Genomic DNA, 24,306 nt, shown 5'->3' with positions numbered 1-24,306 from the left:
CACCGAATGATTCAGCATTGGGAACGGGCCCGACGACAGAAAGGGTAAAAGTGAGCGCACTGGCAGAACTCCGGCAACACCGTGATGTGAACAGCCTGAGGTCCGCATTGCATGAGCTGTGCGGCCAGTTTGGCCGCATCACGCGACTGGACATCCTTACAGCCATGCATGAAGGCACCAAGCAAGCCATTTGCTTCATGCGAATGGAGCGCCCTGAGCAGGAACAGACGCTCATGAAGACGCTGGGGGTCGGCCGCTTCGGTGGCGAGGTGGTGTTTGTACTGGACCTCAATGTCCCCGTGACAGCGGAAGAAGACGGCCCGTCGTCTCAGTGGGCAGAGTCGAATTTCTTCTAGACACAGCCGCCATTCTCCTCTTACTCGCATACTGCACCGCACCCGCAGTCTTAGCGCTTAGGTTCTCTTTTCAGGAAAAAACCGCCCCAAGGGTGCAAGCCAGCCTTTCTCGGCAGTATTGGCTCCAATTCCAGCCCCTCAACGGGCTCGCGAAGCCTCTTTTGTGCTCGCTCGCAACCCTGCCCTTACAGCAAGGGTTTTTACCTGTGCCCACCCCCGAGAACATGCAAGATACTGCATGCGAAGGCAATATCTTGCACCGAATGCGAACTTTGCCGGATCCACACGATTCATTCCTAGATATTTCATGCCTAAAGTACGGGTAACTCTGGATCGTCATCAGAAAAGCCCGCACCTAAAGTGAGTTTGTTCGACATCACAGGAGACATTTCATGACCACCCGCCGCCTTGTTCTCACCCGTTCCGCCGCCGTGATCGGCGCCGCCTCGTCCGGTCTGCTGCTGCCCTCCATCGTGCGCGCCCAGTCCGACAAGGTTCGGGTGGGCTTCATGCTGCCCTACACCGGCACTTTCGCGCAGTTGGGTGTGGCGATCGAGAACGGTTTCCGCATGGCCATCAACGAGCAAGGTGGCAAGCTGGGTGGCCGCGAGATCGAGTTCTTCAAAGTAGACGACGAGTCCAACCCAGCCAAGGGCATCGAAAACGCACAGCGCCTGGTGCAGCGCGACAAGGTCGACGTGCTGGTCGGCACGGTGCACTCCGGTGTGCAGATGGGTATCCACAAGGTGGCTCGTGAATCGGGCGTGCTCAACCTGATCCCCAACGCCGGCGTGCACATCGCCACCCGCGCCCAGTGTGCTCCCAACGTGTTCCGCACCTCGTTCAGCAACTCCCAGCCCACGCTGGCGCTGGGCAAGGCCATGGTCGACCGCGGCCACAAGAAAGCGGTCTGGATCACCTGGAACTACGCCGCTGGCGATGAGGCCTTCGAGGGCTTTGAGCAGAGCTACACCGCCGCAGGCGGAACGATTGTGAAGAAGCTGGGACTGCCCTTCCCCAACGTCGAATTCCAGGCTCTGCTGACCGAAATCGCCTCGCTCAAGCCCGACGCAGTCGCCTGCTTCTTCGCGGGCGGTGGCGCGGCCAAGTTCCTCAAGGACTACGCCGCTGCCGGCCTGAACAAGAGCATCCAGCTCTACGGTTCGGGCTTCCTGACCGAGGGCGTGCTGGACGCCGCCGGTGACGCCGCCAACGGCGTGCTGACCACCATGCACTACAGCGACTCGCTGGACACCCCAGCCAACAAGAAATTCCGCCTGGAATACGCCAAGACCTTCAAGCTGCAGCCCGACGTGTACGCCGTACAGGGCTATGACACCGGCCTGCTGATGGTCAAGGGCGCCAACGCGGTCAAGGGTGACCTGGCCAACAAGAAAGCGCTGTACGCCGCCATGGAAGGCGCAACCATCGACAGCCCGCGCGGCAAGTGGACGATGAGCAAGTCCCACAACCCGGTGCAGGACATGTACCTGCGCAAGGTCGAGAACAAGGAAAACAAGGTGATCGGCATCGCGCAGAAGGCTGTGGCCGATTCCGGCGCCGGCTGCAAACTGAGCTAACCCCCCGCGCTGCCTTCGGCATCACCCCCCAGGGGGCGATGCCAGCCGCCCGGCAGAGCCGGTTCGGCGGCATCCTTGACCTCTTGGGTCTGCCATGGACTTCGCCAACTTCCTCATTCAACTGCTCAACAGCCTGCAGTACGGGCTGCTGCTGTTCATGCTGGCCGCCGGCCTGACGCTGATCTTCGGCATCATGGGCGTGGTCAACCTCGCGCACGGCAGCTTCTACATGCTGGGCGCCTACCTCGCGTGGGCACTCACAGCGCAGTTTGAAAGCCTGACCGTGGCCATCGTCGTGGGTGCCCTGCTGGCGGTGGCCTTCGGCTGGCTGCTGGAGTGGCTGCTGTTCCGCCACTTCTACCACCGCGACCACCTGGACCAGGTGCTGCTGACCTTCGGCCTGATCTACATCTTCGAAGAACTGCGTTCCATCCTCTGGGGCGACGACGTGCACTCGGTCGCTGTCCCGGAGGCGGTGAGCCAGTCGATCCAGCTGACCGAGAATCTGTCCTACCCGGTCTACAGGCTGGTGGTGTCTGCAGTGTGCATCGTGCTGGCCCTGGGTCTGTACGGCCTGATCAGCAAGACGCGCCTGGGCATGAAGATCCGCGCCGGCGCCTTCAACCGCGAGATGGCCGAGGCCCTGGGCATCAACATCCGGCTGATCCACGGCGTGGTGTTCGCGCTCGGCGTGGCACTGGCCGCCATTGCCGGCATGGTGGCCGCCCCGATCTCCAGCGTCTACCCTGGCATGGGCAGCTCGGTGCTGATCATGTGCTTCGTGGTGGTGGTCATCGGCGGCATCGGCTCGGTGCGCGGCGCCATGGTCGCAGCCCTGCTGGTCGGCCTGGTCGACACCTTCGGCAAGGTGCTGCTGCCACAGATCGCGGGCATGGCCGTCTACATGCTCATGGCCGCCGTGCTGCTCTACAAACCTGAAGGGCTGTTCAAACAATGAGCACGGCCAAAGCCCAACTCGAACGCCTGCCAAAGTCTGTGCAGGTGGTGCTGATCATCGGCGTGCTCGCGCTGGCGGCCTTCCCGCTGGTGCCGATGGAAAGCACCGATTTCTACCTGCAGATGCTCACGCAGATGATGATCCTGGCCATCTTCGCGATGAGCCTGGACCTGTTGCAGGGTGTGACCGGCCTCGTCTCGCTGGGCCACGCGGCCTACTTCGGCCTGGCCGGCTACGCACTGGCCTTCATCACGCCGGCCGACACTCCCATCGCGCTGTGGTGGAGCCTGCCGCTGGCGGCTGCAGGCGCCGGCCTGGCCGCGCTGGTGATCGGTTTCTTCGTGGTCCGCACCCAAGGCATCTACTTCATCATGGTGACCATGGCCTTCGCGCAGATGGTCTTCTACCTGTTCTTCGACAACAAGGCGCTGGGCGGCTCCGACGGCATCTACGTCAACTTCCGGCCCGACGCCACGGCCGTCGGCCTTGATCTGGACAACAAGACCCACTTCTATTACTTCACCCTCGTGGTGCTGATCGCGGTCTACCTGTTCTTGCGCCGCGTGCTGTTCTCTCCGTTTGGCCGCGTGCTCGCCGGCATCCGCGTCAACGAACACCGCCTGCGCGCAGTGGGCTATGGCAGCTTCGGCTACAAGCTCGCAGCCTTCACGCTGGCCGGCACCCTCGCAGGCGTGGCGGGCTACCTCTGGGCCGCGCAGACCGGCTTCGTGAACCCCGAGCTCATGGGGTTTCACATGAGCGCACACGCGATCATGATGGTCATCCTCGGCGGCATGGGCAACTTCGCGGGCGCCATCGTCGGCGCCTTCACCTTCGAGTACGTGCTGCACCTGGCCAAGGATCTGACCAAACACTGGCAGCTGCTCATGGGCGGCTTCATCGTGCTGGTGGTCATCGTCGCGCCGCGCGGCCTGCTGGGCCTGGCCGACAAGTTCCTGAGCCGCAACAAGGAGGCCGGCCAATGAGTGACGTCGCCCTGCTCGCGGCCGACAAGCTGACCAAACGCTTCGGCGGTCTGGCCGCCGTCAACGAGGTCTCGGTCAAGCTCTACCGCGACCACCTGCACGCGGTCATCGGCCCCAACGGCGCCGGCAAGTCCACGCTGACCAACCTGCTCTCGGGCGACCTGCAGCCCACCTCCGGCAAGATCCTGTTCGGTGGTGAAGAGACCGCTGGAAACACGCCCGAGTCGATCTCGCGCCTGGGCCTGGGCCGCAGCTACCAGAAGACCAATATCTTCCTTCCCTTCACCGTGTGGGACAACGTGCGCCTGGCCGCGCAGTCGCGCGAGCGGCACGCGCCCTGGAACCCGCTGCACTGGCTGCAGTCCGCCACCAAGATGACGGCGGTGAACCAGCGCTGCGAGCGCGCCATCGAGCTTGCCGGTCTGACGCACCGCGCGCAGACCGTCGCCGCCACCATCAGCCACGGCGAGCAGCGGCAGCTGGAAATCGCGATGACCCTGGCCACCGAGCCCACCGTGCTGCTGCTGGACGAACCGCTGGCAGGCATGGGCCAGGCGGAGGCCGAGCGCATGGTCGAGCTGCTGCTCAAGCTCAAGAAGGACCACGCCATGATGCTGGTCGAACACGACATGGACGCCGTCTTCGCGCTGGCCGACCAGCTCACCGTGATGGTCAACGGCCAGGTGATCGCCAGCGGCACGCCGGCCCAGGTCCGCGCCGACCCGCAGGTGCAGGCCGCCTACCTGGGGGACGAACACTGATGACCACCCCGCTCATCCAGGCCATCGGCCTGAACACCCACTACGGCCAGAGCCACATCCTGCGCGGCATCGATTTCACCGTCGGCCAAGGCCAGACCATCGGTCTGATGGGCCGCAACGGCATGGGCAAGACCACCCTGCTCAAGTCCATCATGGGCATCGTCAAGCCCAGCGGTGGCGGCGTGCTCATCAAGGGCAAGCCCATGACCGGCGCCAACCCCTACGAGGTGGCGCGGCAGGGCATTGCCTACGTGCCCGAAGGCCGCGGCATCTTCGGCAACCTGAGCGTGAAAGAGAACCTGGTGATGGCCGCGCGCCCCGGCACCCGGGGTCAGCGCGACTGGACCTACGAGCGCGTGCTGGAGACCTTTCCGCGCCTGGCCGAGCGCCTGGGCCATGGCGGGCAGCAACTCAGCGGCGGCGAGCAGCAGATGCTGACCATTGGCCGGGCGCTGATGACCAACCCCGACGTGCTGATCCTGGACGAGGCCACCGAAGGCCTGGCGCCGCTGATCGCGCGCGACATCTGGCGCATCTGCGGCCTGATCCGCGAAAGCGGCATCAGCAGCATCATCGTGGACAAGGCTTGGAAGCAAGTCACGCAGATCACCGACCGCAACGTCATCCTCGTCAAGGGCGAGGTGGTGTTCGAGGGCTCGTCGGACGAGCTGCTCTCCAGGCCCGAACTGCTCGAACAGTACCTGGGCGTCTGAGCCCGCTCACAGCAACGGACGCAGTTCCCGGGCCGCGTCCAGCAGCAGCGGCAGCAGGTCCTGGCGCATCACCTCGGGTACCAGGCGCTCGGGCGAAGCCACCACGTTCAGCGCCGCCACCGTCTGGCCCTTCATGTTGCGCAGCGGCACGGCCAGCGCGTGTACGCCCAGCTCGTGCTCCTCGCTGGCCACGGCGTAGTCGTCGGCCCTGACCTGCGCCACGATCGCACGAAGGGCCTTGTGATCGACGGTGGTCCTGGGCGTCAGGCGCGCCAGTTCGCGGCCCTTGAGCCAGGCGCTGAATTCGGTCTTGTTCATGGCCGCCAGCAGCACCCGCCCGGTGGACGTGGCGTGCACCGGCAGCCGCGCGCCAAGGTGCAGGCCGTAGGCCATCAGCCGTTGCCCGCCCACGGACGCGCTGCGCGCCACGATCACCACCTCCTCACCGTCCAGCACCACGGCCGAGAAGGATTCGCGCGTCTGCGCCGCCAACCGGTTGAGCGTGGGCTGCAGCAGCCGCGGCAACCGGGCCGAGGCCAGGTAACTGCCCGAGAAGCGCAGCACCTTGGCCGAGAGCCAGTAGTGCGTGCCGTCGGTGTCCAGGTAACCGAGGTAGGCCAGCGTGAGCAAGTGGCGCCGGGCGGCTGCCCGCGTCAGGCCGGCGCGCTCAGCCGCCTGCGTGGCGTTCAGGCGCTGGCGCTCGGTGTCGAAGCTCTCCAGCACCGCCATGCCTTTGGCCATGCCTTCGATGAAATCCGCCTTGGCGATTTCCATGCGGGGTCTCCTGCGAAGTGTTGCGCGATCATCGCACATCATGGCCAATGAGCGCGCAAACTCGTCTCGCAGGCATGGCGTTCCGGGGATGGGCCGCCTACAGTGCCTGTCACCCGTTCCACCCCCTCCCAGGAGACAAACCATGCGCACCCAAGTCGCGATCATTGGCGGCGGCCCCTCCGGCCTCATGCTGTCCCAACTGCTGCACCTCAAGGGCATCGACAACATCGTGCTCGAACGCCAGAGCCGCGAGTACGTGCTCGGCCGCATCCGCGCCGGTGTGCTGGAGCACGGATTTGCCAAGCTGATGCGCGAAGCCCAGTGCGGCGAACGCATGGACCGCGAAGGCGAGATTCACGACGGCTTCTACATCTCCGACAACGGCAACATGCGCCGCGTCGACCTGCACAAGCACAGCGGCGGCAGCTCGGTGGTGGTGTACGGCCAGACCGAACTGACGCGCGACCTGTACGAGGCCCGCGACAAGATGAACGGCGTGGTGATCCACAACGCCGAAGACGTGCAGCCCCACGACCTCAAGAGCGACCAACCCTACGTCACCTACCGCAAGGGCGACGAGGTGGTGCGCATCGACTGCGACTACGTGATCGGCGCCGACGGCTTCCACGGCGTGAGCCGCAAGTCCATCCCGCGCGACGTGCTCAAGGAATACGAGAAGGTCTACCCCTTCGGCTGGCTGGGCGTGCTCTCGCGCACCAAGCCGGTGTCGCCAGAACTGATCTACGCCAAGCACGAGCGTGGCTTCGCCCTGTGCTCGCTGCGCTCGCAGGTTCTGAGCCGCTACTACATCCAGGTGCCGCTGACAGACACGGTCGAGGACTGGAGCGACGACAAGTTCTGGGACGAACTCAAGCGCCGCCTGCCGGCCGACGTGGCCGAGCGCCTGGTCACCGGGCCGTCGATCGAGAAGTCGATCGCCCCGCTGCGCTCCTTCGTGGCCGAGCCGATGCGCTACGGCAACCTGTTCCTGGCTGGCGACGCCGCCCACATCGTGCCGCCCACCGGCGCCCGGGGCCTGAACAGCGCCGCGTCCGACATCTACTACCTCTACCACGCGCTGGTCGCGCACTACAAGGAAGGCGACGACACGGGCCTGGACAACTACTCGGCCAAGGCCCTGGCCCGGGTCTGGAAGGCACAGCGCTTCTCGTGGTGGATGACCACCATGCTGCACACCTTCCCGGACAGCCTGCCCTACGACCAGAAGCTGTCGCAGACCGAGCTGGAGTACCTGTTCTCGTCCGAGCGCGCACAGGGCTCGCTGGCGGAAAACTACGTCGGCCTGCCGTTCTGAGCGGCACCTACCGCCACTGTCACCCGGACGCTGGCCTGCGGGCCGGCTTCCGGGGTACAACCGGGTCATGACCGCCAAGACCCTGCCCTCCTCCCCCCGTCCCGCCGCCACCCTCAAGCCCCTGCGTGGTGTACGCGTGCTCAGCCTCGCGCTGAACCTGCCCGGCCCGGCCGCACTCATGCGCCTCAGGGCCATGGGCGCCACCTGCCTCAAGGCCGAACCGCCCGGCCCCCAGGGCGCCAGCGGCGACCCGATGGGCCAGTACAACCCGACCGCCTACGCCACGATGCACGGCGGCATCAAGGTTCTCTCCGTCGACCTCAAGACCGACAAGGGGCAGCAACAGCTCCACAAGGCACTGGCGCGCACCGACGTGCTGCTGACCTCGTTCCGCCCGTCGGCGCTGCTCAAGCTCGGCCTGGGCTGGAAGGCGCTGCACAAGGCCTACCCGGCGCTGTCGGTCGTGGCCATCGTCGGCGCGCCCGGCGCACGCGCCGAAGAGCCGGGTCACGACCTCACCTATCTGGCCGACGCCGGCCTGGTGACCGGCCTGGACCTGCCCGCCACGCTGTTCGCCGACATGGGGGGCGCGCTCATGGCCAGCGAGGCGACGCTGAAGGCCGTGCTGGCTCAGAAAACCAGCGGCAAAGGCGTGTTCCAGGAAGTCGCGCTCAGCGATGCTGCGGCTTGGCTGGCCCTGCCCCGCAGCTGGGGCCTGACGCAACCCAAGGGCGCCGTCGGAGGCGCGCACGCGGGCTACCGGGTCTACCCCTGCAAGGACGGCCGGGTCGCCGTGGCGGCGCTGGAGCCGCATTTCGCGGCCTCGCTGTGCGCGGCCGCCGGTGTCACCATGAACGGCATGGGCACGCTGTTCCAGCCGGCCACCCACCAGGCCATCGCCACGTTCCTGGCCGGCCAGACGCGCAAGCAGCTCGACGCGCTGGCAGTTGCCCGCGACATCCCGCTGCACACGCTCGCCCGCTGAGGGGCCAACGCTTCAGTTCGCCAGCGAGAACTCCACCGCGGCCAACGCGTGCAAGGCCGTGGTGTCGAAGGTCGGGATCGGGCTGTCTGCGGGACGGATGATCAGTGGCAGCTCGGTGCAGCCCAGCACCACACCTTGAGCGCCGCGGGACTGCAGGTCGGCGATGCAGTCGGTGAACCACTGGCGCGAGACCTCGTGCAGCTCGCCGCGGCACAGCTCCTCGAAGATGATGCGGTGGATCTCCTGGCGCTGCACCTCGTCCGGCAGCACACAGCGGATGCCTCGCTGGGCCAGCCGCTCGACGTAGAACGTCCGCTCCATGGTGAAGCGCGTGCCCATCAGGCCCACCGTGTCCAGCCCTTGCGCGAGGATGGCGTCGGCCGTCACGTCGGCGATGTGGATCAGCGGCACCTCGGTCGCGGCCTGCACCTGCGGCGCCAGCTGGTGCATGGTGTTGGTGCCGATCAGCAGGCACTCGGCGCCGGTATCGGAAAGGCGCCGCGCCGCGTCGCACAGGATGCCGGCCATGCCGTCCCAGTCGCCCACGCGCTGGCGCTGGGCGATGTCCTGGAAGTCCAGGCTGACCAGGTTCATGCGCGCGCTGCTCAGGCCGCCACGGCGGCGTGCCACTTCGCGGTTGATGATCTGGTAATAGAGCGTGGTCGACTCCCAGCTCATGCCGCCGATCAGGCCAATGGTTTTCATGGGTTCTCCTTGGTTCGTGGAATGGAGAAAGTCTCCCATCTGCCTGGAAGAAATGGCTTGCCAAATTCGGCGTCAGGACGGCACTATTGAGCATTGATTTGCTCAAATTGACCATGAAAAGAAAACTGGATGCCACGGACCGGCAAATTCTCTCCATCCTGCAACGCAACGCCGAAACCCCTCTGGCCGAGGTGGCGGCCGCCGTGCACCTCTCGTCCACCCCGTGCTGGCGGCGCATCCAGCGCCTGCGCGAACAGGGTTTCATCACGCGCCACGTCGCCCTGGTCGACGCCGCGAAGATCAACCTGGGCGTGACGGTCTTTGTGTCGGTGCGCACCAGCCAGCACAACCAGGCCTGGTTCGAGCGCTTCCGCGACGCGGTGCGCGACATTCCCGAGGTGATGGAGCTCTACCGCATGAGCGGCGACGTGGACTATCTGATGAAGATCGTGGTGCCCGACATCGCCGCCTACGACCGGGTCTACCAGCGCCTGATCCGCTCGGTCGACCTGTCGGACGTGAGCAGCAGCTTTGCGATGGAGGAACTCAAGAACACCACCGCCCTGCCGCTGGACTACGCCGACTGAGGGCGCTCGGGCTTGTCGTCCAGCCCGCGAACCCACTCGCGCCAGATCGCCACCAGCAGCGCCATCAGCACCGGACCGACGAACAGGCCCACCATGCCCATGGTCGAGACCCCGCCCACCAGGCCGAAGAAGGTCGGCAGGAACGGCAGCTTCACCGGCCCGCCCACCAGGCGCGGGCGCAGCGTCTTGTCGACGATGAACAGCTCGACCGAGCCCCAGGCGAACAGTGCCAGCCCGGCCACCGCATCGCCCGAGCCGACGAGATAGAGCGACACCAGTGTGAACGAGAGCGGCGCGCCGCCCGGGATCATGGCCATGAACCCGGTGATCACCCCCAGCAGCACCGGCGACGGCACGCCTGCAATCCAGTACGCCACACCCAGCACCACCCCTTCGCCAATGGCGATCAGACCCATGCCCGTGACGGTGGCGCTCACCGTAGCCGGCACCACGCGCGAGAAGCGCTGCCAGCGCTCGGGCAGCAGGTGCTCGCCCACCCGGTCGAGCTGGTCTGTGATGTGAGCGCCGTCCTTGTAGACGAAGAACAGCGTGATCAGCATGAACAGCACTAGGAGCAGCAGACCCGCCAGGTTGCCTGCCGCCGCCAGCACGGTGCGCGAGATGTTGCCCACATGCTGCCCCGACAGCATCTGGATCCAGGCGCCCAGGGCATGCGGTTCGCCCAGGTGTTCGCGCCACAGCGCCGCCAGCTGGGTGCCCACCAGCGGCAGCGCCTCTATCCAGGCCGGCACCGCGGCACCGTGGCGGTTGGCCTCGATGGCCCAGCGCACGAACTCGCCCGCTTCGCCGATCGCGAAGTGGATCGCCACCGACAGCGGCACCACCAGCACCACGAGCACCACCAGGATTGCCAGACTGGCGGCCAGCGTGGTCCGGCCGGAGCAGCGGACGACCAGCCGGCGGTACAGCGGCCAGGTGGCGAACCCGATGATCAGGGCAGCCAAACCGGGAACCAGGAAGCCGTGGAAGAAATAGATGCCGGCGGCAAGAATCAGCAGCAGCAAGCCGCGGGTAATGAGGGAAGCACTGAAGACGGGAGGCATCCGGCCATTCTGGCACGGGTGCACGACCTCACAGGCGCTGCCAGGCACCCGTTCTGCGGCCGGAACCTGCACGCCGCTGGATCGGACACAGACACCTTCGGGTAAGCCCAACTCCGCACCGGACATGCACCGGCGTAAGCTTTTCCGACCCGTACGACGCCCAATGCCCCTCCAGCGCTACGCCATGCCCGAAGCCCCGACCCCGCGCGCCGCCGCGGCGCCAGCCTGGCGCCTGGTGGTGCTGTCCTCGTTGCCCGGCATACGGAGCGCTGAGGGTCACTGGCTGCTGCCGGCAAAGTTCGTCAACGGCATGAAGCAGTACGTGGAACGCTGGACCGGCACCGTGGTGGTGGGGTTGCAGGCGGGGCACGAGCCCAGCGGGGATCTGGACAACCGCCAATGGAACCCCAGCGAACTGCCGTTTGAAGTCCGCATCGTGGACTTCCGCGAACTGGCAGGCAACGGCGGTCCGTTGCTGCGACGGTCCATCCTGCTGGTCACGCCCAACCACCTGCTGTATGGCCTGGGCCAGCGCTGCCGGGAACAGGGTGGCCTTCTGGTCGCGAACACCGAATTGACGCTGACCACCCAGTTGCAGATTGCACGGTCGGTTCACGGCTGGGGGCTCTCGCTCCTCAAGACCAGGCTCTGGCTGCTTCTCAACCACCGCCGTGCACTGGCGGAAATCCGGTCGGCCCAGGGCCTGCAGTGCAACGGAACGCCCACATTCGAGGCGTTCGGCAGGCACAACCCTACCCCCCTTCTCTACTTCGACAACCGGGTGGCGTCGGAGCTTTGTGCAACCCCGAAAGAGATCGAGGCTCGTTGCGAAGCCCTGTCCCGGCGACGGCGCCTGCGATTGATGTACTCGGGGCGCCTGCATCCCATCAAAGGGGTGGACCACCTGGTGCCTCTGGCCCGCAGGCTCCGGGACCGGAACATCGACTTCGAGCTCCGCATCGCGGGAGACGGGCCGCTGCGGGCCACGCTGGAGGCGCAAATCGCCCAACACAGTCTGCATGAACAAGTCCGGCTGCTGGGGACGCTGGACTTTCACGACCAGCTGATGCCCATGTTGCGGCAAGAAATTGATCTTTTCGTATGCCCCCACCTGCAAGGTGACCCCTCCTGCACCTACCTGGAAACGCTGTGCGCCGGGGTCCCCATCGTCGGCTATGCCAACGAAGCCTGGCGCGGCCTTCAACGGCTGAGCTCCGCCGGGCGGGTCTGCGCCCTGGGGCGTCCCGGGGCACTGGCCGATGAAATCGAGGGGCTGTCCACCAACCTGGACGCACTGAAGGCGCTGGCCATGAGCGCGCGCGAGTTTGCCATCCAGCACGTCTTCGAGGTCGAGTTCGAACGGCGCATCGTTCACCTCCAGCGGCTCTGCGAGGCTGCGGAGCTCCGGACATGACCAGCCTGTCCCATGCAACGGAGGTGCGGTCCTGGCTGGAACAGCTCGGGGTCGAGAGGATGATCGTCATTTCGCCTCATCTGGACGACGCGGTGTTCTCGGTCGCCGGGATCTTGGGCGCATGTCGCGATCGGGCCGAAGTGATCACGGTGTTCACCGAAGGATCGGCGGGACAGAACGACGCCTGGGCCCGGATGACGGGCTTTCCAGACAGCGCCGCCGAACACCTGGCCCGGCGCCAGGAAGATGCGCTGGCCATGAGCCAGCTCGGATGCGGGTTCCAGCACCTTGGATGTCGTCCAGGAGACGCTGACGACCACTCGGTCGCCCAGGCGGTGGACGCAATGACCCAGAGCCGGCCCGATGGCCTCACTCGCACGCTGGTGCTGCTTCCCGCAGGCGCCGGTGGACCGACGCCCTCAACCCCATTTTCGCGACTGGCGTGGCGCTTGCTCCGCCGTCCATGGGGGTGCATGCCGCATGGGGAGCACGAGTTGACCCGCGATCTCTTCTGGCAGGCCTTGTCGGGGAGCCAGGCCCGGCTGGGCTTCTATGCAGAGCTGCCATATGCCTGGTCACACAGCAACAGGGCTCTGCAGGAGCGTCTGTACCGGTTGCTGGGCTGCCACACCGAGCTGGTGAAATACCACCACGACACCTCTGAAAAGACCCATCTGGTCGAGCTCTACGCGTCGCAGCTGAACCCCATCTTCGGCCCCAATCCGGCCTATCGGCGGCGGGTGCTCGAACGAGCGGAATGTCTTCTCATGGCCTGAAGAGGCCTGAGGCAATCACTCGTCGCTGCCGAACAGCCGGGCGAAGAAGCCGCGTTTCTTTTTCAGGTGCAGTTCGCGGATCAACTCCTCCTTGATCTGCGCCTTCATGTCGGTGTCGCCATGCCCGACATTCTTCAAGTACACCTTCACAGAGTCCGTGTAGCTGCGGTCATCGTTGCGAATGTGGTTGAACAGCCAGCGCGAGAGCATGGCATGCAGGTCAGAAGCCACGTCCTCACCCGCCTCGAAGCGCATGCGGTACTCGCCCACCTTGCGGGTGAACAGCTCATGGATCTTCTTGTGCGGGCCGGCGAACATGTAGCCCGCATCGGTCATCAGCGATTCTTCGAACGCGAAATGCGACAGGGTGTAGTCGACCATCTCGTCGATGACGGCGCCCACAGCCTCCCGATCATGGTGATCGCGGGCGTCGTACAGCTGGTTGATGTAGTCGACGATGCGCCTGTGCTGCCCGTCGATTTCACGGATGCCGGTTTCGAGGTCCGGCGTCCAGTTCAGATGTGCCATGTCAGATGTCCTCAGGCAGGTGACAGGAAGTCACCCGAGAAGTGACAAATTGTGTACAGATTCCCTCTGCCCTGTGAGGGAAAACGGCCACTTACTGACCTATCTCAATTTTTCGCCCGACAACTGAGTCCGCAGCACTAGAACACCCGCTGGGTTTTGAAACTTTTGGCCTGCAAAGCACCGGCAAGCCCTGCGCGCCCACCATGTGCAGAGCACCTACTGCCGCGAACACACTGACGCCGGCATGCAGCCAGATGATCGCATCGGCCAGACCCGGTTGCGACCATCCACTAGCCTTCCATACGTATCCCGCTCACCAACCGTGTCAGGCAGCCGCACCATTCGGGATAGTTCTCCAGGTCCTTCAGGTCGTTGCGGGCCCAGGCCTTGGTCGTTCGTTCGGGCAGCGCCCAGCCTTCGGCAGCATCTCGCACATACAGATCGTCGGGTGAGCGGGTAAAACGGCAGTCGCTCGGATCACCAAGGTGTGTAACCCGTGCACATTGTCGACAAGCCTGCGATCACCGATGAGGTGTCTGGCATCGCCTGGTGCGCTCCTTTTTTTGATACGACCGAGTCGATCACGGCACATCCGTGCTAGCAACAAGCTTGCGACAGAAGGCTCTCGTTACAGGCTAAACGACAACGGGGCCTCATACAAATGAGACCCAGGAACAACAAGCAGGTAACTCGTTGGAAGTGCACGTAACTCTGTGAAACGGTGCACCAGTTGCGCATTCAGTTTCCGGAAACTCGGACGACAAAAAACGAGAGAGACGGGAACTCCCGGGCTCTCCGAGCACAGATCCAGCCATGGGTCCCGAGGGACAAGATCGCAACGTGCACTACCGCCACAAGCCCTCTTGTGACCGTTTTGTCGTCGCGAACTTATGAAGTGATCACCGGATTTCTCGGAGATCACCAGGCAACGTCAACCGAGGCGACTGGGCAATCAGCTCACTGTAGGTCAGGAGATAACTTCCGCCACAGAACAGCTGATCGCTGGGAGTCAAAACTGTTTAAGGAATGTTATGTCACCGCGCTCTTTTTCGCTACTGCCAGTATTGCCATTGTCTCCGGCAAAGTCAACCCTTCATGTTCTGATGGGTAGCGCCATGCTGCTCGCATTCGGTGAGGCACCTGCCCAGACTTCGAACACCCCTCCCCAGGGTTATGTGCTGTGCGCCTCCGAATGGAACCAATGCCGGTTCAGCGGCACCGCCAACGTGGTGTACGGAGCCCGCACCACCTGGACTTCCCCGCGCAGTTTCACCGGCGGCGTGGCTTGTTCCAACACCACTTTTGGGGATCCTTTGCCAGGAGTGGCCAAAGCCTGCTATCTGCAAACAGCCACTGCTCCTGCTCCTGCTCCTGCTCCTGCTCCTGCTCCTGCTCCTGCTCCTGCTCCTGCTCCTGCTCCTGCTCCCTCGAGTGTGCCGGCAGGCTATACCTTGTGCGCGGCTGAATGGAATCAGTGTCGGTTCACCGGCTCCGCCAGTGTGGTGTACGGTGCCCGCACCGCCTGGACCGCTCCCCGCATGTTCACCGGCGGAGTGGCTTGCAACAACACCACTTTTGGAGATCCTTTGTCGGGCGTGGCCAAAGCCTGCTACATGATGACGGCCACTGCACCTGCTCCCGCTCCCGCACCTGCACCTGCACCTGCACCTGCACCTGCACCTGCACCTGCACCTGCACCTGCACCTGCACCTGCACCTACTCCCGCACCCGCACCCGCACCGGCTCCAGCACCCGCACCCGAAGGACAGCCTTCGACGTCGGTCGTTGCCCGACTGGAGGCCACCCGGCTGACAGGCCCTGCACCGCTGGCTGTTCAATTCGATGCGACAGGCACAACCTACAGCGCAGCTGGCCAACACCCGTTCCACCATGTGCGCTACGCATTCAATTTCGGGGACGACCGGGGTCAAACCTGGTCGATCTCTGGTCTTCCGAAAAATGTGCAGACCGGTGGTCCGCTGGCCGCTCACGTATTCGACCAACCCGGCACCTACCAGGTGCGTGTCCGCGCCACCGACCCCTCCGGCGGCTACTCGGACAGGACGGTATCGATCGAGGTTCAAGACCCCAATGCCGTGTTTGCCGGCACCCAGACCATCTGCGTGTCCGCGGTGGCCAACTTCGCTGGTTGTCCCGCAGGCGCTTCCCAGATGACCGCCATGCCGGGCTCTGCGAGCTTCAACAACCGCCGCGTGCTGCTTCGCCGTGGAGAGACGTTCTCTTCGATCAGCATTCCTCACGGAAGCCAGAATGTTCAGATTGGCGCCTTTGGATCCGGGGCGAAACCGAGAATCAGCAGCATCGAAGTGGGCTCGCTGGCTCCCAACTCGTCGTCGTTCCCGCGCGACATCTCGATCATGGACCTCAACTTCCTGCATCGCTTCGAGCAGTACGCCACGATGTCTCGCCTGCTTCTCTATCGCAACACGTTTGACGCTCCTACCGGGGAGTTGGCCGTCGGGCAAGTCAACCTCGCAAGTGCGCTGCAATACGTCGTTGAACACCACACGCTGGCGCCCAGTCAGTACATCCAGCCCCGCGAGTTGTTTGTGGTGGAGAACCAGTTGAGGGGCAGCACGACCAACCCGCACATCAACATGGTCGCGATCGGCAGCCAGTTCGTCATCATGGGCAACGACATGGGAACCGCGCAGCAACACACGCTCCGCCTCTACAACATGAACAAAGGCTTCATCGCACACAATGCGCTGAGGGGGCGTTCCTCTGACGGCATCCGCCACGCACTGAAGATCCATTCCGGAGGGCTGGGTGCCTACGACGACAACTATGGGATCTCTGGCAGCACCTGGGCGTCGAGACAGATCGTCATCGCCAACAACCGTCTGGGAGACTCCACGGACAACAACTCGTTCACCGGTGGTGCGGCACCGCAGAACAACGGTCCCGACAGCCGGGAAGGTCTGGAAGACGTGGTGCTGGAGAACAACGTGTTCCACCGCGGCCCGAACACGAACACCGAGTTCATCCTGATGGGGCGTCGCATGTCGTCGCGCGGCAATACCCGCGCCGATGGTGGCGTGCCCAACATCAACCAGTTCGGCAACTCGTACCAGCTGCTGCCGGCCGACTGGGTGGGCCCGTTCTACTACTGATACACAGCGAGCACCTGTAAAAACACCCGCTGGATTTCACATCCAGCGGGTGTTTTCTTTTCCGGGTCTGGTGTCGCAGGAAAAGGATGTGCCTGTGCCTGCGCTACCGGCCCTTGCTCTTGGTACCGGGCCTCGGCGGCAGGCCTGTGTGCTGGGTCAGCATGCGTCCTTTCACTGGCGCCCCCCCTCCCGGCGTCGAGTTCTTCTTGCGCGCGCTCTGGTATCCGCCATCGGTCACTGGCTGGAAGGTCGGGATCAGGTGGTGCTTGCCGTTGCCGATCAAATCGGCGCGGCCCATGGTCTTGAGCGCTTCGCGCAGCAGTGGCCAGTTGTTGGGGTCGTGGTAGCGCAGGAAAGCCTTGTGCAGCCGCCGGCGCTTCTCACCGCGCACGATGTCCACGCGCTCGGCCCGGTCGTCGCGGTGCACACCCTTGAGCGGGTTCAGGCTGGTGTGGTACATGGCCGTGGCGGTGGCCATGGGGCTTGGGTAGAAGGTCTGCACCTGGTCGGCTCGGAAACCGTTCTTCTTCAGCCAGAGCGCGAGGTTCATCATGTCTTCGTCGCTGGTGCCCGGGTGCGCGGCGATGAAGTACGGAATGAGGAACTGCTTCTTGCCAGCCTCTTCGCTGTACTTCTCGAACATGGCCTTGAAGCGGTCGTAGCTACCGATGCCAGGCTTCATCATCTTCGACAGCGGCCCGCTTTCGGTGTGCTCGGGCGCGATCTTCAGGTAGCCGCCCACGTGGTGCTGCACCAATTCCTTGACGTATTCCGGGCTCTTGACCGCCAGGTCGTAGCGCAGACCGGACCCGATCAGGATCTTCTTGATGCCCTTGAGCGCGCGCGCCCGGCGGTAGATCCTGATCAGCGGGTCGTGGTTGGTGGTGAGGTTCTGGCAGATGCCTGGGTAGACGCAGCTGGGCTTGCGACAGGCGGCCTCGATCGCCGGGCTGCGGCAGCCCAGGCGGTACATGTTGGCGGTGGGACCGCCGAGGTCGCTGACCACGCCGGTGAAACCCACCACCTTGTCGCGCATCTCCTCGACTTCCCGGATGATCGAATCTTCCGAGCGGCTCTGGATGATTCGGCCTTCATGCTCGGTGATGGAGCAGAAGGTGCAGCCGCCAAAGCAGCCGCGCATGATGTTCACCGAGAAGCGGATCATCTCCCAGGCCGGGATCTTGGTCGCGCCGTCGTGGCGGCCGTGTTCGTCGGCGTAGGCGGGGTGCGGGCCTCGGGCGTACGGCAGGTCGAACACGTAGTCCATCTCAGCCGTGGTCAGCGGGATGGGCGGCGGGTTGATCCACACGTCGCGCGCCGTGGTGCCTTCGCCGTGCGCCTGCACCAGTGCGCGCGCATTGCCTGGGTTGGTTTCCAGGTGCAGCACGCGGTTGGCGTGGGCGTAAAGCACGGCGTCGCTCCTGACCTGCTCGTAGCTGGGCAGGCGGATGACGGTGCGGTCGCGCGGCAGCCTGGCCACACCACCCGTGGCCTGCGGGCGGTGGATGGTGATGGGTCTGACCTGCGGGTCGCACTCTGGAGTGGCGCCCTCTTCCTTGGAACAGCTCTGGCCCCGCGCTTGCGCCTGTTCGCTGGTGGTCTGGTAAGGATTGATGTGGTCTTCAACGTGGCCCGGCGTGTCGACCTCGGTTGAATCCAGCTCGATCCAGCCATCGGCGGTCGGGTCGCCAGGACGGCGCACGAAGGCGGTGCCGCGCACGTCGGTGATCTGTTCGACGGGTTCGCGCGCGGCGATGCGGTGCGCCACCTCGACCAGCGCACGCTCGGCATTGCCGTAAAGCAGCAGGTCGCACTTCGCGTCCACCACGATGGAGCGGCGCACCTTGTCGCTCCAGTAGTCGTAATGAGCGATGCGGCGGAGGCTGCCTTCGATGCCGCCCAGGACGATGGGCACGTCCTTGTAGGCCTCACGGCAGCGCTGGCTGTAGACGATGGCGGCGCGGTCGGGCCGCTTGCCGCCCACGTCGCCGGGGGTGTAGGCGTCGTCGCTGCGAATCTTCCGGTCGGCGGTGTACCGGTTGATCATGGAATCCATGTTGCCCGCGGTCACGCCCCAGAACAGGTTGGGCTTGCCCAGCACCTTGAAGGGCTCGGCACTCTGCCAGTCGGGCTGGGCGATGATGCCGACGCGAAAACCCTGCGCCTCCAGCACCCGGCCGATCACGGCCATGCCGAAACTGGGGTGGTCCACATAGGCGTCGCCCGTCACCAGCACGATGTCGCACGAGTCCCAGCCGAGCTGCTCCATTTCCGCCCGGCTCATGGGCAGAAAGGGCGCGGTGCCGAAGCGCTTGGCCCAGTACGGGCGGTAACTGGTCAGCGGCTTGGCGTTGCGCGCGAAAAAGGAGACGTCGATGGGCGCGTTCATGGGGCCGTTCTGGATACTTTCGGGGGAACCCGCAAGTGTAGGGGTCCCAGCCTGCCCTGCGTGGGCCTGGGGCCTCCCGCCAGACTGACGGCGCCCTACAGGGAGCGCTTGCGCTCCAGCGGCACCAGCGACAGTTCCGGCACACCTGCGCCCTGCCGTTCCCGCACTCGCCGGCCTTCGATCTTCCCTGCCGCCAGCTTCGCGGTGTAGCGCAACACCTTCAAGTCGTTGGGGTCGGGATCGCCCTGGGGCGCCTGGCTGAAGGTGCACAGCGTTCCATAGACCTCGCCACTCGCCAGCACGATGGGCGTGCTGATGTGGGTGCCGATGGAAAAGGGAACATCCTTGAGCAGGGCAGCCGAGGCCGGCAGCCGCCGGGCATCGGGGATGAACTCGGGCAGGCGCCCGTCGACCACCCGCTGGCACCACGACACTTCCAGCGGATCAGCGTCGCCGACCGACAACAGAGGATTCCCGGGATCGGTGTCCACATACCGGATGACCCGCTGGCCCTCGGCAAACTGGGACACGAACACCACGTCCATCTTCATGCGGTCACGCAGCAGCCGCAGCACATCGGAGATGGACCGATCAATCAGTTCATCGGACTCGTCTGCGGTGGCCACCAGCAGCTCGGACACCTGCACTTCGAGGTCTTCAGGCCGGTAGCCCGGATCGAACAGTGGATTCATGCGCAGCTTTATAAGGCAAATCCACGTGCCTTGCAGCGCCTCAGACGAAGCCTTTTCCGTTCACAGGTCCTTGATCGCTGCATCGATGTGCGCCTGGAACAAGGTCGGGTCGGCCAGCGCGTTGGCGTTCATCAGCGCGAGCTTTACGAGGAACAACTCGGTTTTCGCGGGGTCGATGACATCGATGGCGGTCGCGAGCTGGTCGTAGACCTGCTCCAGGCCCGGGATCGTCAGGGTCTGCAGAGGGACATGCTGGCTGCTCATGATGAGGCTCCTGTGTTCAATCCGATGGCGGTGTGGAGGGCGGCGCGCAGCCGGCTGGCGTCCAGCGCGGCCCATCGGGCGCAGACGTGCTGGTCGGGCCGCAGCAGGTAGGCGCCACCCGAGCTCAGGCCGTGGCGCCGTCTCAGGTGGCCGTCCGCGTCGGGCAAGGTCCGGTCGGCACCGGCAACCGGCTGGCGCGCCCCGACGGCGATCACCTGCAGCGGCAGGCCCTGGGCTCGTGCCTCGTCGACCAATGCGCGCACATCGTCAGGAAGGCTGGACCCGTTGTCGGTTGCCCACAGCAGGGTGAAGCGGTGGTCGAGGTGATCCAGCAGGAAGCGATCGTTGTCCAGGCGGATGTTGCGCGGCGGTGCCCCGTGGCCTGGCCCTCTCTCGAACGCGGCGTTGTCGTCGCTCACCGCGTTGAGCGGCGAGCGGGTGTACTCGTGCGGTCGGGAGGTGCGCCAGTGGTAGAGCGGCCCGACGAAGGGCTGGGTCAGTGAGAGCGAGAGCACGGCGTCGCGCAGCAGCCGGAAACCGCGTGTGGGCGGTGTCATGAAACGGGTGCTCTTGCCCGCTTCGTCGATGATTTCGCGCGCCGCGCCCACGCGCTCGCTGCTGTAGCTCTGCAGCAGCGACGCGGGTGCCACGCCCCGGGCCACCAGCGCCAGCCGCCAAGCCAGGGCCTGGGCGTCCTGGAAGCCGGTGTTGGCGCCACGCACCCCGAAGATGGGCAGCAGGTGCGCAGCGTCGCCGACAAACAGCACGCGGCCATGCACGTAGTCGGGCAGCGTGAGCGCGCGCGCCGAATAGACCGAGCACCAGTCCATTTCCCATGGCACGCCGGCGTGGCCGATCATGGCCAGCTGGGCATTGATGCGGGCCTTGAGCGATTCGGGCTGGAGCGCGTCCTCGGGCGTCTCGCCGGGTGGCAGCTGGTAGTCCAGCCGCCACAGGCCATGCGGCTCGCGGTGCATGAGGATGGTGTTACCCGGGTTCCAGTCGGGGTCGAAGAAGGCCAGGCGCTCGGTGGGCAGCGGTAGGTCCACGCGGATGTCGGCGATGACGAACTTGCCTTCGTAGGACGCTCCTTCGAGCTTGAGGTCCATGAGGGCGCGGATCGCCGAGCGGGCACCATCGGCGGCCACCAGCCAGTCGGTTTCCAGCGTGTACGGGCCTTCGGCGGTGTCGACCTGCAACGTGGCACCGGAGGCGTCCTGCCCGAACGACACCAGCTTGTTGCCCCAGCGCAGCTCCACCAGCGAATGGGCGTCGCAGGCCTCCACCAGGTACTGCTCGAGGTACTGCTGCTGGATGTTGATCAGCGGGGCGAAGCGGTCGTCGGGGTCGTGCGGGTTCTCCATCCGGAACACGCGCTGGCCCCGGTAGAAGGAGTTGCCACAGTTCCACGGCAGGCCGTTCTCGGTGACGCGGTGTGCCACACCCACCTGCTGCAGGATTTCCATCGAGCGCCGCGTGAATGCGATGGCCCGGCTGCCCTCGGACACCTGCCGCTCGGCTTCGAGCACCACGCAGCGCACGCCCTGCTGCGCCAGCGCCAGCGCGGTCACCAAGCCAATGGGGCCAGCCCCGGCGACGACCACCGGGGCGTGCTGCTGCGCCGGGTGCTGCGATGGCACCCAGGCATCAAAGACCTGGTAGTCGTAGTAGATCGAGCGCCGCGGCTCGGCGTGGGGCTGGTGCATGCGTGTCTCCTGTAGTGCGCCGCAGTGTAGGCAGCGACGGGCCGATCGGTGTCCTTTTTTCAGGACATCCGGGACAAGTGATCAGGTCGACGCCAGCAGCGCGGCGAACAGTTCACGCTGCCCGGCCACATCCAGCTTGCGGTAGACCCGCTGGCAGTAGGTCTGGGCGCTGGAAGGCGTCAGGCCCAGGCGTTCAGCAAGAGTGTTGGTGTCCAGGCCGTCCATGAGCGCCTGCAGCACGTCCTGGTCGCGCCGGGTGAGCTGCGGCCAGCGCCGCACGGCGCGCGCCAGCAGCAGCCCGCCCAGGTCCTGGTGGACGGCCAGACCGGTGTGGTGCAGGCGCACGGCCTGCACGATCAGCGGCGCAAAGGCCTCGACCACGGCGACCGCCGCGTCGTCGAACGGACCGTGTTCGGTGCCACGGTACAGGTGCACCGACATCCAGCGCCGCCCCTCATACAGCGCCAGCACCGCCAGCCGCTCGGCCACCTGCGGCAGCGTGTAGCAGGTCTGGCGATACGGGGCATGGGCGATGTCGGCGCCGGTCTGGCGGTGCAGCAGGATGCGCGGCTGCTCGGTGCCCGCCTTTTGCGCGGCAGTCCACTCGGCCTGCATCACGGCGGCCAGCCCATCGAGCCGGTGGTAGCGGTTGACATAGGCCTCGGCGATGTGGGGTAGTTCTTTGGTGCGCGAACGATCACCCACCGCCACCACGGTGGGCCTGCGCCCGGGCTCGAAGGAAAAAATGGTGCACTGGGCCAGTGGCGCGTGTGCGCCCACCAGCCGCAACAGGTCTTCGGCCACCGCGTCCCTGGCGCCCTGGCCCAGGTGGGTCAGCAGCGCGCTGGCCTGCGCCAGCGGCAGGTCCAGCGCAGGCGGCTGGCGAGAGCCCAGCACCCAGTGGCGTCGCGACGGGATGGACATGCGAGGCACTGTAGCGCAGGCGACGGCCTGGCGTTGCGCAGCGCTCCTAGCATGCGGGATCGTCATCGAGGAGCCGAGATGCCCGAATTCAGCACCCTGCGCATCACCCCCGACCCGCAACAGCCGCGCATCGCCCGCCTGCTGCTCAATCGCCCAGAGCAGTACAACGCCATCAACGACGCCATGCCCGGCGAGATCCGCGCCGCGGTGGAATGGGCCAACGCCGAGCCGGAAATCCACGTCATCGTGGTCGAAGGGGCGGGCAAGGGCTTCTGTGGCGGCTACGACCTCGCCGGTTATGCCGAGCAGCGGATCGAACACCCCTGCCAGCAGGAAGCCCCCCCCTGGGACCCGATGGCCGACTACGCCGTCATGAAGCGCAACACCGAGGACTTCATGAGCCTGTGGCGCTCATCCAAGCCGACGATCGCCAAGGTGCATGGCGCCGCGGTGGCCGGTGGCAGCGACATCGCGATGTGCTGCGACCTGCTGGTGATGGCCGAGGACGCGCGCATCGGCTACATGCCCACCCGCGTCTGGGGCTGCCCGACCACGGCCATGTGGACCTACCGGCTCGGGGCGCTGCGCGCCAAGCAGATGATGTTCACCGGCGACGTGATCGACGGCCGCACCGCCGCCGACTGGGGGCTGGCCAACGAAGCCGTGCCGGCGGAACAGTTGGAGGACGCAGTGATGCGGCTGGCCGGGCGCATCGCGGGCGTGCCCTCGTCGCACCTGGCGATGCACAAGCTGGTGGTCAACCAGGCCATGCTCAGCATGGGTCTGGAGCAGACCCAGATGTTCGCCACCGTGTTCGACGGCATCACGCGCCACAACCCCGAAGGCCTGTGGTTCCGCCGGTACGCCCAGGAACAGGGCTTCAAGGCCGCGGTGCAGTGGCGCGACAGCGGCCGGCCCATCCCCGAAGGCGATGAAGCACGCGCACTGATCCGGGAAATGGACGCGCGCAAATAGCAAGCGCGTGTTACGCAACAGGCGCAACCAGACGTACGGTTCATCTCGTTACCCCTCTTACGGCAGCGTTCCGAATGTAAGCCGCATGGTCCTTAGCATGAGCGCTTCACTTTCAGAAGGAGCTCGCATGGCACTGCATTTCGGAAAACGCGACAACGAACCCACCAACACCCTCAACCAAGGGCTCAACTCCCCCCGTTACGGCGCCAGCAGCATGAACACGCCCTCCTCCAGCAATCAGCCGGAGAGCCGCCAGCCGGCATCGGCTGCGGCATCTGCCAGCACCACCGTGCCTGAAGGCGGCAGCAAGCTCACGGTCGGCCCGAACATCAAGCTCAAGGGCGTGGAGATCACCGACTGCGACACGCTGGTGGTGGAAGGCCTGGTCGAAGCCACGATGGACTCGCGCGTGATCCAGATCGCCCAGCAAGGTGCCTTCAAGGGCTCGGCCGAGATCGACATCGCCGAGATCCATGGCGTGTTCGACGGCAACCTCACCGTGCGCCAGAAGCTCGTGATCTACGCCACCGGCAAGGTCACCGGCAAGATCCGTTACGGCAAGGTGGTGATCGAGGAAGGCGGTCAGCTCTCGGGCGACATTGAGTGCTCGGTGGCCAGCAGCGCCAAGTCTTCCTCCTCTGCGGCCAAGCCCTCCATGGCGCTCGCCGCCTGAGCATCACCACGCTCTGAACCACACCGCCCGCTTCTGCGGGCGGTGTT

At 65.3% G+C, this 24,306-nt stretch carries 23 protein-coding genes; 14 read left to right on the top strand and 9 right to left on the bottom strand.

Going from position 1 to position 24,306, the window contains the following annotated elements; genetic code table 11:
• Positions 1-50 precede the first annotated feature (50 nt).
• The 6 genes from HPF_RS10920 (at position 51) to HPF_RS10895 (ending at position 5,354) form a co-directional block, all read left to right on the top strand.
• Positions 51-356: an RNA-binding protein gene (locus HPF_RS10920; RefSeq protein WP_066161007.1), complete on the top strand. Its 306-nt coding sequence runs from the start codon at positions 51-53 to the stop codon at positions 354-356.
• 392 nt (positions 357-748) lie between these two features.
• On the top strand, positions 749-1,936 hold the full coding sequence (locus HPF_RS10915; protein WP_066161004.1) for an ABC transporter substrate-binding protein: 1,188 nt from the start codon (positions 749-751) through the stop codon (positions 1,934-1,936).
• A gap of 94 nt (positions 1,937-2,030) precedes the next feature.
• On the top strand, positions 2,031-2,894 hold the full coding sequence (locus HPF_RS10910; protein ID WP_133156600.1) for a branched-chain amino acid ABC transporter permease: 864 nt from the start codon (positions 2,031-2,033) through the stop codon (positions 2,892-2,894).
• On the top strand, positions 2,891-3,880 hold the full coding sequence (locus tag HPF_RS10905) for a branched-chain amino acid ABC transporter permease (protein ID WP_133156599.1): 990 nt from the start codon (positions 2,891-2,893) through the stop codon (positions 3,878-3,880). Before HPF_RS10910 ends, HPF_RS10905 begins: the two co-directional genes overlap by 4 nt.
• Positions 3,877-4,641, top strand: coding sequence for an ABC transporter ATP-binding protein (locus HPF_RS10900; RefSeq protein ID WP_066160995.1), 765 nt, complete (start codon positions 3,877-3,879; stop codon positions 4,639-4,641). The genes HPF_RS10905 and HPF_RS10900 overlap by 4 nt, the downstream gene beginning before the upstream one ends.
• Positions 4,641-5,354 (top strand): ABC transporter ATP-binding protein, encoded by a 714-nt coding sequence (locus HPF_RS10895; RefSeq protein WP_133156598.1) that lies wholly within the window; start codon positions 4,641-4,643, stop codon positions 5,352-5,354. The genes HPF_RS10900 and HPF_RS10895 overlap by 1 nt, the downstream gene beginning before the upstream one ends.
• Positions 5,355-5,360: 6 nt before the next feature.
• Here HPF_RS10895 and HPF_RS10890 read toward each other — a convergent pair whose 3' ends face one another.
• On the bottom strand, positions 5,361-6,128 hold the full coding sequence (locus HPF_RS10890) for an IclR family transcriptional regulator domain-containing protein (RefSeq protein ID WP_066160990.1): 768 nt from the start codon (positions 6,126-6,128) through the stop codon (positions 5,361-5,363).
• Positions 6,129-6,270: 142 nt separating this feature from the next.
• Between HPF_RS10890 and pobA the strand changes: the two genes are divergently transcribed.
• Together pobA and HPF_RS10880 are read left to right on the top strand one after the other, a co-directional pair.
• Entirely contained in the window at positions 6,271-7,443 is a 1,173-nt protein-coding gene (gene pobA / locus HPF_RS10885; RefSeq protein WP_133156597.1) for a 4-hydroxybenzoate 3-monooxygenase, read from the top strand.
• Between the two features lie 67 nt (positions 7,444-7,510).
• Entirely contained in the window at positions 7,511-8,428 is a 918-nt protein-coding gene (locus tag HPF_RS10880; RefSeq protein WP_079365085.1) for a CoA transferase, read from the top strand.
• Positions 8,429-8,440: 12 nt separating this feature from the next.
• Here HPF_RS10880 and HPF_RS10875 read toward each other — a convergent pair whose 3' ends face one another.
• Positions 8,441-9,133, bottom strand: a complete 693-nt coding sequence (locus tag HPF_RS10875) for an aspartate/glutamate racemase family protein (protein WP_133156596.1) — start codon at positions 9,131-9,133, stop codon at positions 8,441-8,443.
• Between the two features lie 125 nt (positions 9,134-9,258).
• Between HPF_RS10875 and HPF_RS10870 the strand changes: the two genes are divergently transcribed.
• Positions 9,259-9,720 carry an Lrp/AsnC family transcriptional regulator gene (locus HPF_RS10870; protein ID WP_165961763.1) on the top strand — a complete coding sequence of 154 codons (462 nt, stop codon included), beginning with the start codon at positions 9,259-9,261 and terminating at the stop codon, positions 9,718-9,720.
• Here HPF_RS10870 and HPF_RS10865 read toward each other — a convergent pair.
• Entirely contained in the window at positions 9,708-10,784 is a 1,077-nt protein-coding gene (locus HPF_RS10865) for an AI-2E family transporter (RefSeq protein ID WP_133156594.1), read from the bottom strand. The genes HPF_RS10870 and HPF_RS10865 overlap by 13 nt on opposite strands.
• Before the next feature lie 235 nt (positions 10,785-11,019).
• On the opposite strand from HPF_RS10865, the gene HPF_RS10860 reads away from it, so the two are divergent.
• Complete coding sequence (locus tag HPF_RS10860) at positions 11,020-12,198, top strand: glycosyltransferase family 4 protein (RefSeq protein WP_165961686.1); 1,179 nt, start codon at positions 11,020-11,022, stop codon at positions 12,196-12,198.
• The gene (locus HPF_RS10855; RefSeq protein WP_133156592.1) at positions 12,195-12,974 is read left to right on the top strand and encodes a PIG-L family deacetylase; all 780 of its coding nucleotides are present in this window, start codon (positions 12,195-12,197) and stop codon (positions 12,972-12,974) included. Before HPF_RS10860 ends, HPF_RS10855 begins: the two co-directional genes overlap by 4 nt.
• Positions 12,975-12,989: 15 nt before the next feature.
• Here HPF_RS10855 and HPF_RS10850 read toward each other — a convergent pair whose 3' ends face one another.
• A complete protein-coding gene (locus HPF_RS10850; RefSeq protein ID WP_066160971.1) occupies positions 12,990-13,502 on the bottom strand; it encodes a bacteriohemerythrin in 513 nt (170 codons plus the stop codon).
• A 1,115-nt stretch (positions 13,503-14,617) separates the two neighbouring features.
• Here HPF_RS10850 and HPF_RS10840 point away from each other — a divergent pair.
• Positions 14,618-16,636 carry a PKD domain-containing protein gene (locus HPF_RS10840; RefSeq protein ID WP_165961685.1) on the top strand — a complete coding sequence of 673 codons (2,019 nt, stop codon included), beginning with the start codon at positions 14,618-14,620 and terminating at the stop codon, positions 16,634-16,636.
• A gap of 103 nt (positions 16,637-16,739) precedes the next feature.
• Here the strand turns inward: HPF_RS10840 and HPF_RS10835 are convergent, their stop codons facing one another.
• The 5 genes from HPF_RS10835 to HPF_RS10815 all read right to left on the bottom strand — a co-directional run bounded on the left by HPF_RS10835 (position 16,740) and on the right by HPF_RS10815 (position 22,611).
• On the bottom strand, positions 16,740-19,025 hold the full coding sequence (locus HPF_RS10835) for a YgiQ family radical SAM protein (protein WP_133156589.1): 2,286 nt from the start codon (positions 19,023-19,025) through the stop codon (positions 16,740-16,742).
• A gap of 95 nt (positions 19,026-19,120) precedes the next feature.
• Entirely contained in the window at positions 19,121-19,717 is a 597-nt protein-coding gene (locus HPF_RS10830) for a GAF domain-containing protein (protein ID WP_207959362.1), read from the bottom strand.
• Between the two features lie 60 nt (positions 19,718-19,777).
• On the bottom strand, positions 19,778-19,981 hold the full coding sequence (locus tag HPF_RS10825) for a hypothetical protein (RefSeq protein WP_066154090.1): 204 nt from the start codon (positions 19,979-19,981) through the stop codon (positions 19,778-19,780).
• On the bottom strand, positions 19,978-21,687 hold the full coding sequence (locus HPF_RS10820) for an FAD-dependent monooxygenase (protein ID WP_066154093.1): 1,710 nt from the start codon (positions 21,685-21,687) through the stop codon (positions 19,978-19,980). Before HPF_RS10820 ends, HPF_RS10825 begins: the two co-directional genes overlap by 4 nt.
• A gap of 81 nt (positions 21,688-21,768) precedes the next feature.
• A complete protein-coding gene (locus HPF_RS10815) occupies positions 21,769-22,611 on the bottom strand; it encodes a helix-turn-helix transcriptional regulator (protein ID WP_066154096.1) in 843 nt (280 codons plus the stop codon).
• Positions 22,612-22,689: 78 nt separating this feature from the next.
• Here HPF_RS10815 and HPF_RS10810 point away from each other — a divergent pair, with 78 nt between their 5' ends.
• Positions 22,690-23,586 carry a crotonase/enoyl-CoA hydratase family protein gene (locus HPF_RS10810; protein WP_127806933.1) on the top strand — a complete coding sequence of 299 codons (897 nt, stop codon included), beginning with the start codon at positions 22,690-22,692 and terminating at the stop codon, positions 23,584-23,586.
• A 127-nt stretch (positions 23,587-23,713) separates the two neighbouring features.
• Positions 23,714-24,259, top strand: a complete 546-nt coding sequence (locus HPF_RS10805; RefSeq protein ID WP_133156588.1) for a bactofilin family protein — start codon at positions 23,714-23,716, stop codon at positions 24,257-24,259.
• Positions 24,260-24,306 lie beyond the last annotated feature (47 nt).

Source organism: Hydrogenophaga pseudoflava, from assembly GCF_004353865.1.
GTDB classification, from domain to species: domain Bacteria; phylum Pseudomonadota; class Gammaproteobacteria; order Burkholderiales; family Burkholderiaceae_C; genus Hydrogenophaga; species Hydrogenophaga pseudoflava.
The sequence above is the reverse complement of the archived record's forward strand: the minus strand, read 5'-3'. Positions and strand labels throughout refer to the sequence as shown.

What these genes read in the sequence shown, in the direction of transcription:
- HPF_RS10915 (WP_066161004.1), top strand. Translation starts at nt 749, where the DNA reads ATGACCACCCGCCGCCTTGTTCTCACCCGTTCCGCCGCCGTGATCGGC.
- HPF_RS10910 (WP_133156600.1), top strand. Translation starts at nt 2,031, where the DNA reads ATGGACTTCGCCAACTTCCTCATTCAACTGCTCAACAGCCTGCAGTAC.
- HPF_RS10905 (WP_133156599.1), top strand. Translation starts at nt 2,891, where the DNA reads ATGAGCACGGCCAAAGCCCAACTCGAACGCCTGCCAAAGTCTGTGCAG.
- HPF_RS10900 (WP_066160995.1), top strand. Translation starts at nt 3,877, where the DNA reads ATGAGTGACGTCGCCCTGCTCGCGGCCGACAAGCTGACCAAACGCTTC.
- HPF_RS10895 (WP_133156598.1), top strand. Translation starts at nt 4,641, where the DNA reads ATGACCACCCCGCTCATCCAGGCCATCGGCCTGAACACCCACTACGGC.
- HPF_RS10890 (WP_066160990.1), bottom strand. Translation starts at nt 6,128, where the DNA reads ATGGAAATCGCCAAGGCGGATTTCATCGAAGGCATGGCCAAAGGCATG.
- pobA (WP_133156597.1), top strand. Translation starts at nt 6,271, where the DNA reads ATGCGCACCCAAGTCGCGATCATTGGCGGCGGCCCCTCCGGCCTCATG.
- HPF_RS10880 (WP_079365085.1), top strand. Translation starts at nt 7,511, where the DNA reads ATGACCGCCAAGACCCTGCCCTCCTCCCCCCGTCCCGCCGCCACCCTC.
- HPF_RS10875 (WP_133156596.1), bottom strand. Translation starts at nt 9,133, where the DNA reads ATGAAAACCATTGGCCTGATCGGCGGCATGAGCTGGGAGTCGACCACG.
- HPF_RS10865 (WP_133156594.1), bottom strand. Translation starts at nt 10,784, where the DNA reads ATGCCTCCCGTCTTCAGTGCTTCCCTCATTACCCGCGGCTTGCTGCTG.
- HPF_RS10855 (WP_133156592.1), top strand. Translation starts at nt 12,195, where the DNA reads ATGACCAGCCTGTCCCATGCAACGGAGGTGCGGTCCTGGCTGGAACAG.
- HPF_RS10850 (WP_066160971.1), bottom strand. Translation starts at nt 13,502, where the DNA reads ATGGCACATCTGAACTGGACGCCGGACCTCGAAACCGGCATCCGTGAA.
- HPF_RS10840 (WP_165961685.1), top strand. Translation starts at nt 14,618, where the DNA reads ATGCTGCTCGCATTCGGTGAGGCACCTGCCCAGACTTCGAACACCCCT.
- HPF_RS10835 (WP_133156589.1), bottom strand. Translation starts at nt 19,025, where the DNA reads ATGAACGCGCCCATCGACGTCTCCTTTTTCGCGCGCAACGCCAAGCCG.
- HPF_RS10830 (WP_207959362.1), bottom strand. Translation starts at nt 19,717, where the DNA reads ATGAATCCACTGTTCGATCCGGGCTACCGGCCTGAAGACCTCGAAGTG.
- HPF_RS10825 (WP_066154090.1), bottom strand. Translation starts at nt 19,981, where the DNA reads ATGAGCAGCCAGCATGTCCCTCTGCAGACCCTGACGATCCCGGGCCTG.
- HPF_RS10820 (WP_066154093.1), bottom strand. Translation starts at nt 21,687, where the DNA reads ATGCACCAGCCCCACGCCGAGCCGCGGCGCTCGATCTACTACGACTAC.
- HPF_RS10815 (WP_066154096.1), bottom strand. Translation starts at nt 22,611, where the DNA reads ATGTCCATCCCGTCGCGACGCCACTGGGTGCTGGGCTCTCGCCAGCCG.
- HPF_RS10810 (WP_127806933.1), top strand. Translation starts at nt 22,690, where the DNA reads ATGCCCGAATTCAGCACCCTGCGCATCACCCCCGACCCGCAACAGCCG.
- HPF_RS10805 (WP_133156588.1), top strand. Translation starts at nt 23,714, where the DNA reads ATGGCACTGCATTTCGGAAAACGCGACAACGAACCCACCAACACCCTC.